Raw genomic sequence first — 15361 nt, forward strand, 5'->3', positions numbered from 1 at the left:
TTTTACTTCTTCTTCAGGTCAGCGCCGCCGAAGGCGTTCGGCAGTTGCTCGGCTGCCGTGGTTTCGTAAATGTCGCCTTTGAGGTTGGTCAGCAGCACCGGCAGTTCGTTACCGCCCAACTCCAGGATCACCTGGCGGCAAGCGCCGCACGGCGCGATAGGACCATCAGTCTCGCCGATGACGACCAGCTGCGAGAAATCGCCCGGCTTGTAGCCCTGCGCGAAAGCGCTGAAGAAGGCGGTGCGCTCGGCGCAGTTGCACAGACCGTAGGACGCGTTTTCCACGTTACAGCCGTGGAAGACCTTGCCGTCATTGGTCAGCAGCGCAGCGCCGACCTTGAAGTTGGAATACGGCGTGTAAGCCTTCAGGCGCGCGGCGGCGGCTTCGACGATCAGTTCTTGTTTGTTCATGTGCGACTCTCTTATGGACGGATCGTGCGGTAGATGACAGGGTTCGCGGTCGGCGCAGTGCCGGCGATCTGGTAGGCCGTCTGGATTTCACGGATCGCCTGCTCGGCAGCTTCCTGCGTGCGCGCGTGCACCATCGCCAGCGGCTGGCCGGCTTCGATCTTGTCACCCAGGCCAACCAGGTCGGTCAAACCGACAGCGAAGTCGATCGGATCGGCAGCGCGGCGACGGCCACCGCCCAGGCTCACCACGGCCAGGCCGATGTCGCGGCAGTTGGCGGCCGTAGCATAGCCGGAAACCAGCGCAGGCGCCGGAACGATGATCGGCGAACGCTCCAGGTACTTGTCCGGATTGTCCATCAGGTCTGCCGGACCGCCCAGCGCGACCACCATGCGCGAGAAGCGTTCGGCGGCTTCGCCGCTATCCAGCGACGCTTGCAGCTTGGCGCGCGCTTCTTCTTCGGTGGCGGCCAGTTTGCCCAGCACCAGCATCTCGGCGCACAGCGCCATCGTCACTTCGTGCAGGCGCGCAGGACGCGATTTGCCGGTCAGGTAGTCCATCGCGCCGCGTACTTCCAGCGCGTTGCCGGCGTATGGCGCCAGCGATTCGTTCATGTCGGTCAGGATGGCCGACGTCATCATGCCGGCGCCGTTGCCGACCTTGACGATGCTGTCCGCCAGTTCGACCGATTTGTCGTAGGTCGGCATGAAGGCACCGCTGCCCACTTTAACGTCCATCACCAGCGCGTCCAGGCCTGCCGACAGCTTCTTCGACAGGATGGAGCCGGTGATCATGGCGACCGATTCCACCGTGGCGGTGACGTCACGCACGCCGTAGAAGATCTTGTCCGAAGGCGCCAGCGACGAAGTCTGGCCGATGATGGCGACGCCGACTTCCTTGACCACTTTGCGGAACAGCTCATTGGTCGGCACGGTGCTGTAGCCGGGGATGGAATCGAACTTGTCCAGCGTACCGCCGGTGTGGCCCAGGCCACGGCCGGAGATCATCGGCACGAAGCCGCCGCAGGCCGCGACCATAGGGCCGAGCAGCAGCGAGACCACGTCGCCGACGCCGCCGGTCGAGTGCTTGTCGACCACCGGGCCTGGCAGGTCCAGCGAGCGCCAGTCCAGCACTTCGCCGGAATCGCGCATCGCCAGCGTGAAGGCGACGCGTTCGTCCATGGTCATGTCGTTGAAGTAGACCGCCATCGCCAGCGCGGCGATCTGGCCTTCGGTGACGCGGTTCGAGGTGATGCCGCCAACGAAGAACTGGATCTCTTCAGCGGACAGGACGCCGCCGTCACGCTTCTTGCGAATGATCTCTTGAGGTAAGAACATGGAATTCTCCGCTTTGAATTATTGGGTGTTGAAAGCACAAGGGCGGGTCCGCAGACCCGCCCGTAGTACCGATTGTCTATTTAGACGCCGTAAGGAATCCAGACGTTTTTAACTTGCGATGCATGCGCCAACACCGCGCGGCCGCCCGATTGCGCGGTACTGTACCAGTCACGCCCTTTCGCGCCGCCGACCCAGGTGCGCTTGAGCGAAGCAGCCGACAGGCGCTCCACTTCAGCACAGCCTTCGGCCGAGCCGTCATGACGCCAAACCGCGTCGATATCCGAGTGCGTCGCCAGCGTGCGCGCCAGTTCGTCGGCCGAACCGGTGACGATGTTGACCACGCCGTCCGGCAGGTCCGACGTATCGAACACCTGATACAGATCGGTGGCCGACAGCGGATGCGCTTCCGACGGCACCACCACCACGCGGTTGCCCAGCGCGATAGCCGGCGCCACCAGCGAGATGAAGCCCAGCAGCGGCGACTCGTTCGGGCAGACGATGCCGATCACGCCGACCGGTTCGTTCAGCGCCACGGTGATGCCGTGCATCGGCGGCTGGTGCGCCAGGCCGTCGTACTTGTCGGCCCATGCGGCGTAGTAGAACAGGCGCTCGATCGAAGCCTGCACTTCTTTTTCCGCGTTCTTGGAACCGGTCATCGCGGCGATGCGGGCTGCGAATTCCTCGCCGCGCGCGGCCAGGTTTTCTGCGATGTAGTACAGAACCTGTGCGCGGTTGTGCGACGTGGCTTTCGCCCAGCCGCCGGCCTTGTGCGCCGCTTCCACCGCGTTGCGGATGTCCTTGCGATTGCCTTCGCCGACTTCGCCGATGAAGGCGCCGTCGGCACCGTGGATCGCGCGGCTGTAGGCGCCGTCAGGGCGAGCCTGCTTGCCGCCGATGTACAGCTTGGCGGTGCGGTCGATGGCGAACGCGCCACCTGCTGCCGGTGCGGATGCCTTAGCTTTGGCCTTGGCTTCCACCACTGGCGTCGCAGGACGCGCATCTTCCGATTTGGCGGTCAGGTATTCGTACATGCCTTCGCGGCCGCCTTCACGGCCAAAGCCGGATTCGCGGTAGCCGCCGAAGCCGCAAGCGGCGTCGAACTGGTTGGCGGTGTTAATCCACACCACGCCGGCCTTGATCTGCGGAGCGACGTCCAGCGCCAGCGAGATGTTCTCGGTCCAGACGCAAGCGGCCAGGCCGTAGACGGTGTTGTTCGCCAGTTGCACGGCTTCCGGCGGAGTGCGGAAGCTCATCGCCACCAGCACCGGTCCGAAGATTTCGGCCTGCGCCACGGCGGCGGAAGTCGAAGCGCCGGTGATCAGCGTCGGAGGGAACCACGAGCCGTTGGCCGGGATTTCGCACTTGGGCTGATAAACCTCGCAACCTTCGGCGCGGGCCGATTCCACCAGGCCGGCGATGCGCTGCTGCTGCACCGGATCGACCAGGGCGCCGATGTCCATCGACTTGTCCAGTGGCGAGCCGAGGGTCAGCTTGTCCATGCGGGCGCGCAGCTTGGCCAGGAACTTGTCCTGCACCGATTCCTGCACCAGCAGGCGCGAACCCGCGCAGCATACCTGGCCCTGATTGAACCAGATCGAATCGACCAGGCCTTCAACGGCGGCATCCAGGTCGGCGTCGTCGAAGACGATGAACGGCGACTTGCCTCCCAGTTCCAGCGACAGCTTCTTGCCGCTGCCTGCGGTGGCGATGCGGATCAAGCGGCCCACTTCGGTCGAGCCGGTGAAGGCCAGCTTGTCGATGCCTGGATGGTTGACGATGGCTTCGCCCACGCGGCCGTCGCCGGTGACGATGTTGACCACACCGGCAGGCACGCCGGCCTGCACGCAGATCTCGGCGAACAGCATCGCGGTCAGCGACGTGAACTCGGCCGGCTTGAAGACGATGGTGTTACCAGCGGCCATGGCCGGTGCGATTTTCCACGACAGCATCAGCAGCGGGAAATTCCACGGCACGATCTGGCCAACCACGCCGACGGCGCGGTAGTCCGCGAATTCTTCGGCTTGCAGTTGCGCCCAACCGGCGTGGTAGTAGAAGTGACGCGCCACCAGCGGCAGGTCGACATCGCGGGTTTCGCGGATGGTCTTGCCGTTGTCCAGCGTTTCCAGCACGGCGAACAGGCGCGCGTGTTTCTGCATCAGGCGGGCCAGCGAGTACATGACCTTGGCGCGGCCATGACCGCCCAGCGCCTGCCAGCCCGGCTGCGCGGCGCGCGCGGCTGCCACGGCGCGATCGACGTCGCTGCCGGTGGCCTGGGTCAGGTCGGCCAGCTTGGCTGCATCGGCAGGATTGGTCGAGGCGAACAACTCGCCCGGCTCACTCCACTGGTTGTCGATGAACAGGCCAAAGGCGCGGCCATGCTGCTCCAGCCACGCTTGCGCTTCTTTCGTGCTTTCCGGTGCTGGGCCGTATTCCATGGTATTCAGGATCTCTTTAATTGAAGGCATGACGTATTCCGTTCTTATGGGTGCGCGTTAGGGTTGAGCATGACGATGTGCGGCGGAGTAGTTGCCGGTCACATAGTGCTCAAGCTGGCGTTCGATGTCGGTCAGCAGGCTCGATGCGCCGATGCGGAACAGGTGCGGCTCCAGCCACTCATTGCCCAGTTCTTCCTTCATCAGCGACAGGTACTGCAGCGCGGCCTTGGCCGTGCCCACGCCGCCGGCCGGTTTGTAGCCGATCTTGAAGCCGGTCTGCTCGTGGTAGTCGCGGATCGCGCGCACCATCGTCAGCGACACCGGGATCGTTGCGTTGACCGGCTCTTTGCCGGTCGAGGTTTTGATGAAGTCCGCGCCGGCCATCATGCAAACCCACGAAGCCTTGGCCACGTTTTCCAGCGTGACCAGTTCACCGGTCGCCAGGATGGCCTTGACGTGCGCTTCGCCGCAAGCCTTGCGGTAGGCCAGCATCTCGTCGTACAGCGCTTGCCAGTTGCCCGTCAAAACGTGCTGGCGGGTGATGACGATGTCGATCTCGGTCGCGCCTGCGGCCACCGACAATTCGATCTCGCGCACCTTGGTTTCCATGCTGGTCAAGCCAGCCGGGAAGCCGGTCGACACGGCGGCGATAGGCAGGCGGCCTTGCAGCACCTGGGTCGCCGGCTTGATCATCTCGTGGTACACGCAGACGGCGCCGGTGGTCAGCTTGTAGTCCTGCAGGCCCAACGCCTCGACCAGGTCCGAACGCAGGGGACGCATGGCCTTCATGCACAGGCGTTCGACGCGGCCCGGCGTATCGTCGCCGGACAGCGTGGTCAGGTCGATCAGGCCGATGGCCTTGACCAGCCAGGCGGCCTGGTATTCCTTCTTCACCGTGCGGCGGTTCGCCAGGCTGGCGGCGCGGCGGTCGGCCGCGCTTTTGTTGATGTGGATGTGATTGATCCAGCCCAGGTCCAGTGGGACCGCTTCGTTACGTTTGAAAGTCATAACAGGTTGCTTCCGTGGGAAAGTGGTTTGACGCCGAGGTGGTGGGCCAGCGTCTGGCCGATATCGGAGAAGGATTCGGAGATAGGCAGCTTCTGCGCCTTCACGCCCGGGCCGAAGAAGATCATCGGGATATGTTCGCGGGTGTGGTCGGAGCCAGGCCAGGTTGGATCGCAACCATGGTCGGCGGTGATCACCACCAGGTCGCCCTCTTTCAGCTTGGCGATGAACTCCGGCAGGCGTGCATCCATCTCGTGCAGCGCGTTCGAGTAGCCGGTCACGTCGCGGCGGTGGCCGAAGGCCTGGTCGAAGTCGACGAAGTTCACAAAGGTCAGCGACTTGTCGCCGGCTTCTTCTTCCACCTTCATCAGCGCGTCGAACAGCGCCATGTTGTCCTTGCCCTTGACCATGCGCGATACGCCCTGGGTCGCGAAGATGTCGCTGATCTTGCCGAGGGCGATCACTTCGCCGCCGTCGTTCTTCACGTGGTCCAGCAGCGTAGGCGCCGGCGGTGCGACCGCGTAGTCGTGACGGTTGGTGGTGCGGGTGTAGTTGCCGTTGGCGCCGGTGAACGGACGCGCGATCACGCGGCCGATGTTGTATGACTCGACCAGCTTGAAGGCGATCTCGCAGATCTCATACAGGCGCTCCAGGCCAAACGATTCTTCGTGCGCAGCGATTTGCAGCACCGAGTCGGCGGAAGTGTAGATGATAGGTTTGCCGCTGGCGACATGCTCGTCGCCGTGCTTGTTGATGATTTCCGTGCCCGATGCGTGGCAGTCGCCCAGGAAGCCCGGCACGCCGGCCAGCTGCTGCAGCTTGGCGGTCAGCTCGGCCGGGAACGACGGCACGGTTTTCGGGAAGTAGCCCCAGTCGAATTCCACCGGCACGCCGGCGATTTCCCAGTGGCCGGACTGCGTGTCCTTGCCGGTCGAGCGTTCGCGCGCGGCGCCGTAGGCGGCGGTGAAACCTTCACGCTGTTCGAAGCCGGCGGCCCACTGGCCGCTGGCGGTATGGGCGGCCGCGGCCAGGCCCAGTTTTTCCATGGTCGGCAGCGACATCGGCGTGCCGCTCTTGGCGGCCCACTCGGCGATGTGGCCGAAGGTGTTGGCGCCGACGTCGTTATACTTCGCGGCATCGGGCGTGGCGCCCAAACCAAACGAATCGAGCAAAAGGATAAATGCGCGTTTCATAATTTCGAACTCCTTAAAAGCAAAGGGGCGGACCAGCCGCCCCTCGGGAATCTTACGCCTGCGGCGTTTTGGCCACGTTGGCCAGGAAGCCCAGGATCACTTCAATCAGCGAGGTCGCTGCGACGGCCGCGTATTTCAGCGTCTGCTCGTGCGACAGCGGGAACGGCGACAGGCCTTCCGCCAGGTTGGTGATGGCCGATACGCCGACCACTTTCAAACCGCAGTGACGAGCCGACACCACTTCCGGCACCACCGACATGCCGACCATGTCCGCACCCAGCGTCTTGAAGGCGCGGATTTCGGCAGGAGTCTCGAAGTTAGGACCGGCATAGGCGATGTACACGCCATCGTGCAGGGTGACGTTCTTCTCTTTGGCCGAAGCGTGCAACAGCGCGCGCAGGTCGGCGTCGTAGGCGTTGGCCATGCTGAAGAAGCGCGGACCGAAACGCTCGTCGTTCGGGCCCATCATCGGCGTGCCCGGCAGGTAGTTGATATGGTCGGTCAGCGCCACCAGCGAGCCGGCGTCGACTTCGGTGCGCAGCGAACCCGCGGCATTGGTCACGAACAGCATCTCGCAGCCCAGCAGCTTCATGGTGCGCACGGCGCTGGTCATCACGCCCAGGCCATAGCCTTCGTAGACGTGGCCGCGGCCCTTCATGCACACCACCGACACGCCCGACAGGGTGCCGATCACCAGTTCGCCGGCGTGGCCGTGCACGGTGCTGATCGGGAAGCCTGGCAGTTCATTGAAACTGATGGTGACCGCGTCGGTCATTTGTTCCGCCAGCACGCCCAGGCCGGAACCCAGAATCATGGCGATGCGCGGCTTGAAGCCCGCAGGGACACGGGCGCGAATGATGTCAGCTGCCTGGAATGGGGAATTATTAGACATGGTTATCCTCTGTTTTTCTGTTGTGGCTGGGGAAGCTGACACTATGCATCATCGTCCATATGTATGGCAAATACCATTTTTCTTAAGCATTTATACTAAAGCGATATAAATCAGGGGTATTATAAATGAAGGCAAACTTAGCCGCAGTGCGTGATTGACTTGATTTGAACAAATGTTTACCATGATGGACAAATGTTTTAGCGAGTAAGCCGTGACCGATTCTTCCAAGAAGGACCAGCTCTACCAGCTGATCCGCGCCAATCCCTTCATCTCCCAGCAAGACCTGGCCGTGGAACTGCGCCTGTCGCGCTCCGCCGTGGCCGGCCATATTGCCGGTTTGATACGCGAACGGCGCCTGCTGGGCCGCGCCTACGTGCTGCCGGACAAGCGTCCGGTGATGTGCATAGGCGCCGCCAACCTGGACCGCAAGCTGCGCACCATCGCCGCCATGCAGCTGGGCACCTCCAATCCCGCCACCGCCGAGGAAGTCTACGGCGGCGTGGCCCGCAACATCGCCGAGAACCTGTCGCGCCTGAACCTGCCGACCGCCCTGCTCACCGCTTTGGGCGACGACGTGGCCGGCCGCAGCCTGCAAGACCACGCGGAAAGCGTCGGCATCGACACGCGCGGCAGCCTGAAACTGCCGGAGACGCCGACCGGCACCTACACCGCCATCCTCGACGACGCCGGCGAACTGGTGGTGGCGTTGGCCGACATGGCGCTGTACGACCGCATCACGCCGGACTACCTGGCCAGCCGCCAGCCGCAGCGCTCCGCCGCCGCGATGACGGTGGTCGACCTGAACCTGCCTGCCGACAGCATCGCCCTGCTGCTCGACAGCGCCCGCGCCGACAACGTGCCGCTGGTGATCGTGGCCGTATCGCAGCCGAAGATGGCGCGCCTGCCAGCCGATCTGAAAGGCCTGCGCCTGCTGATCCTCAATCGCGGCGAGCTGGAAACCCGCGCCGGCCGCGCGCTGCCTACCGAAGCCGAGGTGCGCGCCGCCTGCCGCGACGTGCAGGCCCAGGGTGCGCAGGACGTCATCGTCACCTGCGGCAGCCAGGGCGTGTTCCACACCCGCGACGGCGAACTGGTTTGGCTGGCCGCGCACCAGGTGGACGTGGTCGACGTCACCGGCGCCGGCGACGCCTTCTCGGCCGCCGTCTGCTGGTCGCTGTACCAGGGCAGCGCCGACCTGACGCTGGCCTGCCGCCGCGGCCTGAAGGTCGCCGCGATGACGCTCGAATCGCAGGAGACGGTGTCGCCGATGCTGGCCGCCGATGTCCTCGACGAGATCCACGACTTCGACCTGTCGGCGGAATACAACCCGCCGCTCTTCCCCAACAAGGCATAAGGAATCACACCATGCACCCTGTTCATCACTACCTGCTGTTTTCGCCCGAAGTGGCGGCCGCCCGCGCCGCCGGCAAGCCTGTCGTCGCGCTGGAATCGACCATCATCTCGCACGGCATGCCGTATCCGCAGAACGTGCAGATGGCGCGTGAAGTGGAACAGATCATCCGCGACGGCGGCGCCGTGCCGGCCACCATCGCCATCATCGGCGGCAAGATCTGCATCGGCCTGTCGGAAGAACAGCTGGAACTACTGGGCACCTCGCCCGACGCCATGAAGGTCAGCCGCCGCGACCTGCCCTACGTGCTGGCACAATCGAAACTGGGCGCCACCACCGTCGCGGCGACCATGATCTGCGCCGAGCTGGCCGGCATCCAGGTGTTCGTCACCGGCGGCATCGGCGGCGTGCATCGCGGCGCAGAGACCAGCTTCGACATCTCGGCCGACTTGCAGGAACTGGCGCAAACGTCGGTGGCGGTGGTGTGCGCCGGCGTCAAGTCCATCCTCGACATCGGCCTGACCTTGGAATATTTGGAGACCCACGGCGTGCCGGTGGTCAGCGTGGGCCAGCGCGGCTTCCCCGCCTTCTTCACACGCGAGAGCGGCTTCAACGCCGACTTCCAGCTCGATACGCCGGCCGAACAGGCGACCTTCATCCACACCAAGTGGCAGCTGGGCCTCAAGGGCGGCGTGGTGGTCAGCAATCCTGTGCCGGCCGAAGAAGCGATGCCGAAGGCGGAGATCGACGCCATCACCGCGCAGGCCTTGCAGGAAGCCGCTACGCAAGGCGTGACCGGCAAGAACGTCACGCCCTTCCTGCTCAGCCGCATCAAGCAGCTGACCGAGGGCCGCAGCCTGGCGACCAATATCGCGCTGGTGAAGAACAACGCCCGTTGCGGCGCCGCCCTTGCGGTGGCCATGCTGGCTCACTGATATCGCACCACATCGCCCAAAGAACGCCATGTCCATCGATCTGAAACAACTAAAGTACTTCCTCGCCGTCGCAGAAGAAAAGAGTTTCAGCCGCGCCGCCGAGCGCCTGCATATTTCGCAGCCGCCTTTGAGCCAGCAGATCATGAAGCTGGAAAGTGAATTGGGCGTGAAGCTGTTCGCCCGCACCACCCGCACCTTCGAGCTGACGGTGGCGGGCAAGGCCTTGATGGGCGAAGCGTCCGACCTGCTGGGCAAGATGCGCATGACCATCGACACCATCCGCCAGATCGACCGTGGTGAAGTGGGCCGGCTGCGGGTGGGCATCGTCGGCTCGGCGATGTGGGGACCGATACCGAGCCTGCTGGAAGAGTTCCAGACCAAGTTCCCGCGCGTGAGCTGGACCCTGCACGAACTGGGTCCGACGCTGCAATACGATGCGCTGCGCGCCAAGCAGATCGACGTCGGCTTCTGGCGCGAGCCCAAGCTGGACGAGGATGACCTGAAAAACGACAACCTGCGCCAGGAGCTATGCTTCCGCGAGGATGTGTGCGTGGCCATCAACGAGCATCACCCGTTGGCCAAGCAGGAAGCGATCGAGCTGACCGACATCGCCGACGAGCCGATGCTGACGCTGGCGTTGGACAAGTCGTCCTTCCCGCGCTATCTGATTCAATGCTGTGTGAAGGCCGGCTTCCAGCCAACGATATTCCAGGAGGCGTCCGAGCCGCAGACGCTGCTGGCGATGGTGGGTGCGGGCCTGGGTGTGGCGCTGCTGCCGGAGACCACCAGCCGCATCGGCTGGCCGGGCGTGGTGTTCCTGCCTATCCGTACCAATCCGCCGTCGGCGAACCTTTACATCACCTACACCACGCTGGACGACGCGCCGGTGGTGCGGGCTTTCCTGAACATCCTCAATCCGCCGGCACGCGGCGACTGAAACCGCTAGTGCGCTCAGTGAGTGACACCGCCCGCCTCGCGCATGTCCACATCGTGGGCCAGCGTAGTGCGGATGGCGATGCGCAGGCCTTCGACCATGTCTTCCAGCTTCATGCTGGCCGAACCCGGATGCGCGGCCGCCTGCTGCGGCAAATACGGAATGTGAATGAAACCGGCGCGCATGGTCGTGCCCCACTCGTGCGCCTGATGCATCAGGCTATAGAACACGTGGTTGCACACATACGTACCCGCCGTCTGCGACACCGACGACGGCAAGCCCGCCTCGCGCAACGCATGCACGATGGCCTTGATCGGCAGCGTCGCAAAGTAGGCCGCCGGGCCGTTGGTGACGATGGGTTGGTCGACGATCTGCCGCTTCTGGTTATCGGCGATGGGCGCGTCGTCGATGTTGATGGCGATGCGCTCCACCGACAGATCGACCCGGCCGCCCGCCTGCCCCACCGCGATCACGATGCTGGGCTGGAGCTCTTCCACCGCCTGGTGCAGTATCTTGCTGGCCTGGCCGAACACGCACGGCAACTGGCGCGAATGGACCACGAAGTCGCCTTCGTGCCAGCCCTGAAGTGTGCGCACCGCTTCCCACGAGGGGTTGATGGTCTCCTTGTTGAACGGTTCGAAACCGGTCAACAATATTATCTTTTTCATCTACATGTACTCCGTTTGCTGCGCTGTTTGTGCGCTACTCTACCCCAAGTCATATGCACGTCACATGTTCATTAGAAAATAAAGAAGTGCAATATTAGCAAGCAAGAGCGGCAACGCGGTGCCCACTTGGATCTTCACCACGGCGTTCTTGTCGGGTAGCTCCAGCAGCGCGGCGGGTACGATATTGAAGTTGGCGGCCATGGGCGTCATCAGCGTGCCACAGTAGGCGCTGAACATACCGATCGCCGCCATCACCGCCGGATTTGCGTGATACACGCCGACCAGCACCGGGATGCCGACGCCGCCCGCGATCACCGGAAACGCCGCGAAGCCGTTGCCCATGATGACGGTGAACAGCGCCATGCCGATGCAATACACCGCCACGGCCACCAGCCGCACATCAAGGTTGATGTAGGACGTGACCACGTGCGCCACCGCCTTGCCCATGCCGGCCTCGGTGAACAGCAGGCCTAGCACCGCCAGCATGTGCGGCAGCACCACCGCCCAGCCCAGGTGATCGATCAGGCGGCGCGATTCGCGCATTGCCTGCATCGGCGTGGCGCGCGTCAGCCAGCACGCGGTGGCCACCGCGAACAGCGAACCGCAACCCAGGCTGACCAAGGTGGCGTTCTTCGGATCGAGCAGCAGCAAGCCGCCCAGGTGCACATCCTTGAGCAGGGTCGAACCGATCACCGTCGTCGCCGGGATGATCAGCGCCGGGATCAGCAAGCGATGGCCGAGCCGCTGCGCGCTGCTCTTGCGTTCCTCCTGCGTGCGCTCGCCGTAGCGGCCCAGCGCCACGCCGCCGAAGCCGGCGAGCAGCGCCATCACCACCATCAGCACGCCCGCAGCCACCGCCGGCAACAGCTCGCCGGCCAGGTAGATCACGGCGTACAAGGCCCAGAACAAGGCGCTGGAATAGCGCTTGGGATTATGCTTGTCGGTGAGCGACATGTACGATACCAGCAGCAGCATCGCGCCCAGCACGTAGTAGAAGTAATCGAGCTTGAGTATCATGCCGGCTCCTTCACCGCCAGCATAGCGCGGGCGATCTGCGCGTCCAGCCGGTGCAGGCGATACGAGTGGATGAGGAAGGCCGTCACCGCGGTCGGTAGGCCCCACAGCGCCATGTGCAGCGGATCGACTTCCAGCCCCTCGGCGCGCAGGATGGTCTGCATCAGCAGGATGGCGCCGAAGGCCACGAACACGTCTTCGCCGAAGAACAGGCCGACGTTGTCGGTGGCGGCGGACATGGCGCGGATGCGGTGGCGCAGCTCCTCGGTCAGCGCCGGGTAGCGCACCTCGGCGGCGCCCTCCGCCATCGGCGCGATCAGCGGGCGCACCATGTTCGGATGGCCGCCGATGCTGGTCAGGCCGAACGCCGCGCTGATCTCGCGGATCGCCAGGTAGACGATCAGCAGGCGGCCGGTGGTGGCGGACTTGATGCGGGCGATCGAGGCCTGCGCATGCTCCTTCAGCCCGAAGCGCTCGAGCAGGCCGATGGCGGCCAGCGGCAGCAACAGGATCAGCGGCAGGTTGCGGGTCTTGATGAAGGCAGTGCCCAAGGTGGCAAGCAGGTGCTCGACCGGCATGGCGGCAGCGGCGCCGGTGACGGCGCAGGCGGCGATCACCACCAGCACAGGATGGGCGCGCAGCGCGAAGCCCAGGATGATGACGGCCACGCCGAGCAGCGGCCACAGATTGACGACGGTATGATTCACGAATCAGGCTCCATCCATAAAAAAAAATCCCCGCACATCTTACGATGCGCGGGGATTTTCAGATAGCGGTCAATTTAGAAGTTGACCTTGAAGGTGCCGCCCCAGGTGCGCGGCTCGTTCAACATACCGGTCAGGTTGTCGAAGTCGATGGCGCCGAGGATCACACGCTTGTCGGTGATGTTGCGGCCAAACAGCGCCACTTCATACTTGCCGTTGCCCCACTTGTAACCGGTGCGCACGCCGCCTTCAACCAGCGACTTGGCCTTGTACTCAGGCGCTTCGTACAGGAAGAAGTTGTAGCTGGTGCGGTAGGTCCAGTCGGTGTAGGCGTAGAACTCGCCGTTGCCAACGTCCTTGCTGTACTTCAGCGTGAAGTTCAGCTGGGTCTTAGGCGCGCGTGGCAGCGGGTTGCCGTCGATCTTGGACGTGCCTGGGAACGGGCCGGCCGCGTTGGTCGGGGTGCAACCGTAAGGGTTAGGCGCGGTGTTCGGCAGGTTGCCGCAGTATTGCACGAACAGGTTCTTGTCCTTGATCTCGGTGTCGTTGTAGCTGCCACCCAGGGTCATGCTGAACTCGTCGCTCAGATTGGCCTGGAAGTCCACTTCAACGCCCTGGCCGGTCACCTTCTCGGCATTGATCAGCTGATTCATGTTGATCGTGCCGCTACCAGCGGTCAGCTGCTTGTCCTTGACGCGGTACTGGAACACCGAGGCGCTCAGGCGCGCACGCTTGTCGAACAGGTCCTGCTTGATGCCGGCTTCATACGACAGCGCTTTTTCGGCGCCGGCGAACGATGGCTTGTCACCCAGGCCGTTCAAGCGACCCTGCATCGACGGCGCGCGGTAGCCGGTGGCCACGCGGGCGAACAAGTTGGTGGTCTTGTTCAGCTCATAGGTGCCGCTCATGTCCCAGCTCATATTGTGCGAGGTGTTGTCGATCTCGAACGGGCCGGACATCTTTGGCGGTTCGTAGCGCACAGCCGAGAATTCCTTCTTGTCGGTGGTGTAGCGCAGGCCGCCGCGCAGCTTCAGCTTGTCGCTGACGGTGTAGTTCAGCGAGCCGAAAGCCGCCCACGACTTGGCGTGCTGGAACTGCTGCGCGTAGGCGGCGTTCTGCGGATTGCCAGGAGCGAAGGTGTTAAAGCTGATCGAGTCGATCTGGATGTCTTCGTTGAAGAAGAACAGGCCGCCGATCCACTGCAGCGGGCCCTTGTAGTTCGACTCGGCGCGGAACTCTTGCGTGAACTGCTTGTGGTTAGGCAGCAGGTCGGCCGTTTCAACCGCGAACGGGATGTAGCCAGGACCGTACGGCGGCGCGTACGACGCGCCGTAGCCGCCGTCAACGTCGGCGCGGCTGTTGAACTTCAGCGTCTCGTAGCCGGTGATCGAGTGCAGCGTGATGTCGTCCAGGTTGTACTTCAGGCGGATGTTGCCGCCCTTGGTGGTCAGCTTCTGGTAGTTGATGCCGTCGCTCGGGTAGGAGTTGTAGTCGAAGCCGTCGACCAGGTCGTTGGTGCCCTTCTTGATGATGTTGGCGCGAAACAGCGTGGCGCTGCCGTGGTAGTCGCGCTCGTGGTAGCTGAACAGCGCGCTCATGTCCTTGTTCGGCTTGACCAGCGCTTGCAGGCGGAAGGCGTTGTCGCCGTAGCCTTCGAAGTCCTGGGTGCCCTTGTTCGGGGTTGGATTGGTGTTGTGCACGCGGTCGCCGCGGTGCTGGCTGGTGCCCGAGAAGCGCAGCGCAACGGTATCGCTGACCGGAATGTTGAACATGCCTTCGGCGGTCTTGGAGGAGTAGTTGCCCAGGCCCAGGGTCAGGTAGCCCTCTTGCTTGAAGACCGGCTTGGCCGAGTCGAACTTGATCACACCGGCCGGCGAGTTGCGGCCGAACAGCGTGCCCTGCGGGCCGCGCAGCACTTCAACCTGGTCCACGTCGAACACCGGGAAGCCTTTCAGCATGGCGTTTTCCTGGACGATGTCATCCATCACCAGGCCCACAGGCTGGGAAGCGTTCAGGTCGAAGTCGGTGTTGCCCAGGCCGCGAATGTAGAAGCGCGGGAAGGTGCGGCCGTAGTCCGATTCCACGTTGACCGACGGCGAACGGCCGGCCAGGAAACGGATGTCGGCGGCGCCCGAGGTCAGCACGTCGAGCTTGTCGCCCTTGAGCGTGGCGATCGACATCGGCACGTCCTTGATGTTTTCCGCGCGGCGTTGCGCGGTCACGATCACGGTTTCCAGCTGACCTTTGGTGGCCGCTTCCGGGGCGTCAGCGGCTGCGTCGGCGGCCATCGCCGCGTGCAGGGGAAATGCGCTTGCAACTGCCAGCGCGATCAGCGATCGGACTGCGTAACCATTACTTTTTTTGCTCATGAGTACTGCTCCCTATTGTGTAGGCAAGGTTGAAATATCAATCCAGAATCTCGCCTTCGCCGTTGATGACAGCGGGCGATGTCTTTGTTTATATTGGTAAAAATGTATCAAAACTAC

Annotated in this window: 13 protein-coding genes; 3 read left to right on the forward strand and 10 right to left on the reverse strand. The window is 63.6% G+C overall.

The window, feature by feature from the left end; all coding sequences use genetic code 11:
- Positions 1-2: 2 nt before the first annotated feature.
- From AC07OK_RS17710 to xapA, 6 genes are all read right to left on the reverse strand, one after another.
- Entirely contained in the window at positions 3-410 is a 408-nt protein-coding gene (locus tag AC07OK_RS17710; protein WP_070267263.1) for a cytidine deaminase, read from the reverse strand.
- Between the two features lie 11 nt (positions 411-421).
- Positions 422-1744 (reverse strand): thymidine phosphorylase, encoded by a 1323-nt coding sequence (gene deoA / locus AC07OK_RS17715; protein WP_494691539.1) that lies wholly within the window; start codon positions 1742-1744, stop codon positions 422-424.
- 80 nt (positions 1745-1824) lie between these two features.
- Positions 1825-4209 carry an aldehyde dehydrogenase family protein gene (locus tag AC07OK_RS17720; protein WP_494691540.1) on the reverse strand — a complete coding sequence of 795 codons (2385 nt, stop codon included), beginning with the start codon at positions 4207-4209 and terminating at the stop codon, positions 1825-1827.
- A 27-nt stretch (positions 4210-4236) separates the two neighbouring features.
- On the reverse strand, positions 4237-5187 hold the full coding sequence (deoC, locus tag AC07OK_RS17725; protein ID WP_116992524.1) for a deoxyribose-phosphate aldolase: 951 nt from the start codon (positions 5185-5187) through the stop codon (positions 4237-4239).
- Positions 5184-6377: a phosphopentomutase gene (locus AC07OK_RS17730; protein ID WP_494691541.1), complete on the reverse strand. Its 1194-nt coding sequence runs from the start codon at positions 6375-6377 to the stop codon at positions 5184-5186. The genes deoC and AC07OK_RS17730 overlap by 4 nt, the downstream gene beginning before the upstream one ends.
- Positions 6378-6429: 52 nt before the next feature.
- On the reverse strand, positions 6430-7269 hold the full coding sequence (gene xapA, locus AC07OK_RS17735) for a xanthosine phosphorylase (protein WP_492926881.1): 840 nt from the start codon (positions 7267-7269) through the stop codon (positions 6430-6432).
- Positions 7270-7480: 211 nt separating this feature from the next.
- On the opposite strand from xapA, the gene AC07OK_RS17740 reads away from it, so the two are divergent.
- The 3 genes from AC07OK_RS17740 to AC07OK_RS17750 are packed head-to-tail and all read left to right on the forward strand — an operon-like array spanning position 7481 to position 10492.
- A complete protein-coding gene (locus AC07OK_RS17740) occupies positions 7481-8623 on the forward strand; it encodes a carbohydrate kinase (protein WP_494691542.1) in 1143 nt (380 codons plus the stop codon).
- 11 nt (positions 8624-8634) lie between these two features.
- A complete protein-coding gene (locus tag AC07OK_RS17745; RefSeq protein WP_494691543.1) occupies positions 8635-9555 on the forward strand; it encodes a pseudouridine-5'-phosphate glycosidase in 921 nt (306 codons plus the stop codon).
- 28 nt (positions 9556-9583) lie between these two features.
- The gene (locus AC07OK_RS17750; protein ID WP_494691544.1) at positions 9584-10492 is read left to right on the forward strand and encodes a LysR family transcriptional regulator; all 909 of its coding nucleotides are present in this window, start codon (positions 9584-9586) and stop codon (positions 10490-10492) included.
- Between the two features lie 14 nt (positions 10493-10506).
- Here the strand turns inward: AC07OK_RS17750 and pcp are convergent, their stop codons facing one another.
- The 4 genes from pcp to AC07OK_RS17770 form a co-directional block, all read right to left on the reverse strand.
- Complete coding sequence (pcp, locus tag AC07OK_RS17755) at positions 10507-11157, reverse strand: pyroglutamyl-peptidase I (protein WP_492926877.1); 651 nt, start codon at positions 11155-11157, stop codon at positions 10507-10509.
- Positions 11158-11217: 60 nt separating this feature from the next.
- Positions 11218-12174 (reverse strand): DUF979 domain-containing protein, encoded by a 957-nt coding sequence (locus AC07OK_RS17760; protein WP_494691545.1) that lies wholly within the window; start codon positions 12172-12174, stop codon positions 11218-11220.
- Positions 12171-12878, reverse strand: coding sequence for a DUF969 domain-containing protein (locus AC07OK_RS17765; protein ID WP_494691546.1), 708 nt, complete (start codon positions 12876-12878; stop codon positions 12171-12173). The genes AC07OK_RS17760 and AC07OK_RS17765 overlap by 4 nt, the downstream gene beginning before the upstream one ends.
- Positions 12879-12952: 74 nt before the next feature.
- Positions 12953-15244 (reverse strand): TonB-dependent receptor, encoded by a 2292-nt coding sequence (locus tag AC07OK_RS17770; RefSeq protein WP_494691547.1) that lies wholly within the window; start codon positions 15242-15244, stop codon positions 12953-12955.
- Between the last annotated feature and the right edge of the window lie 117 nt (positions 15245-15361).

The organism is Duganella sp. GW821-FHT07G03, from assembly GCF_059418605.1.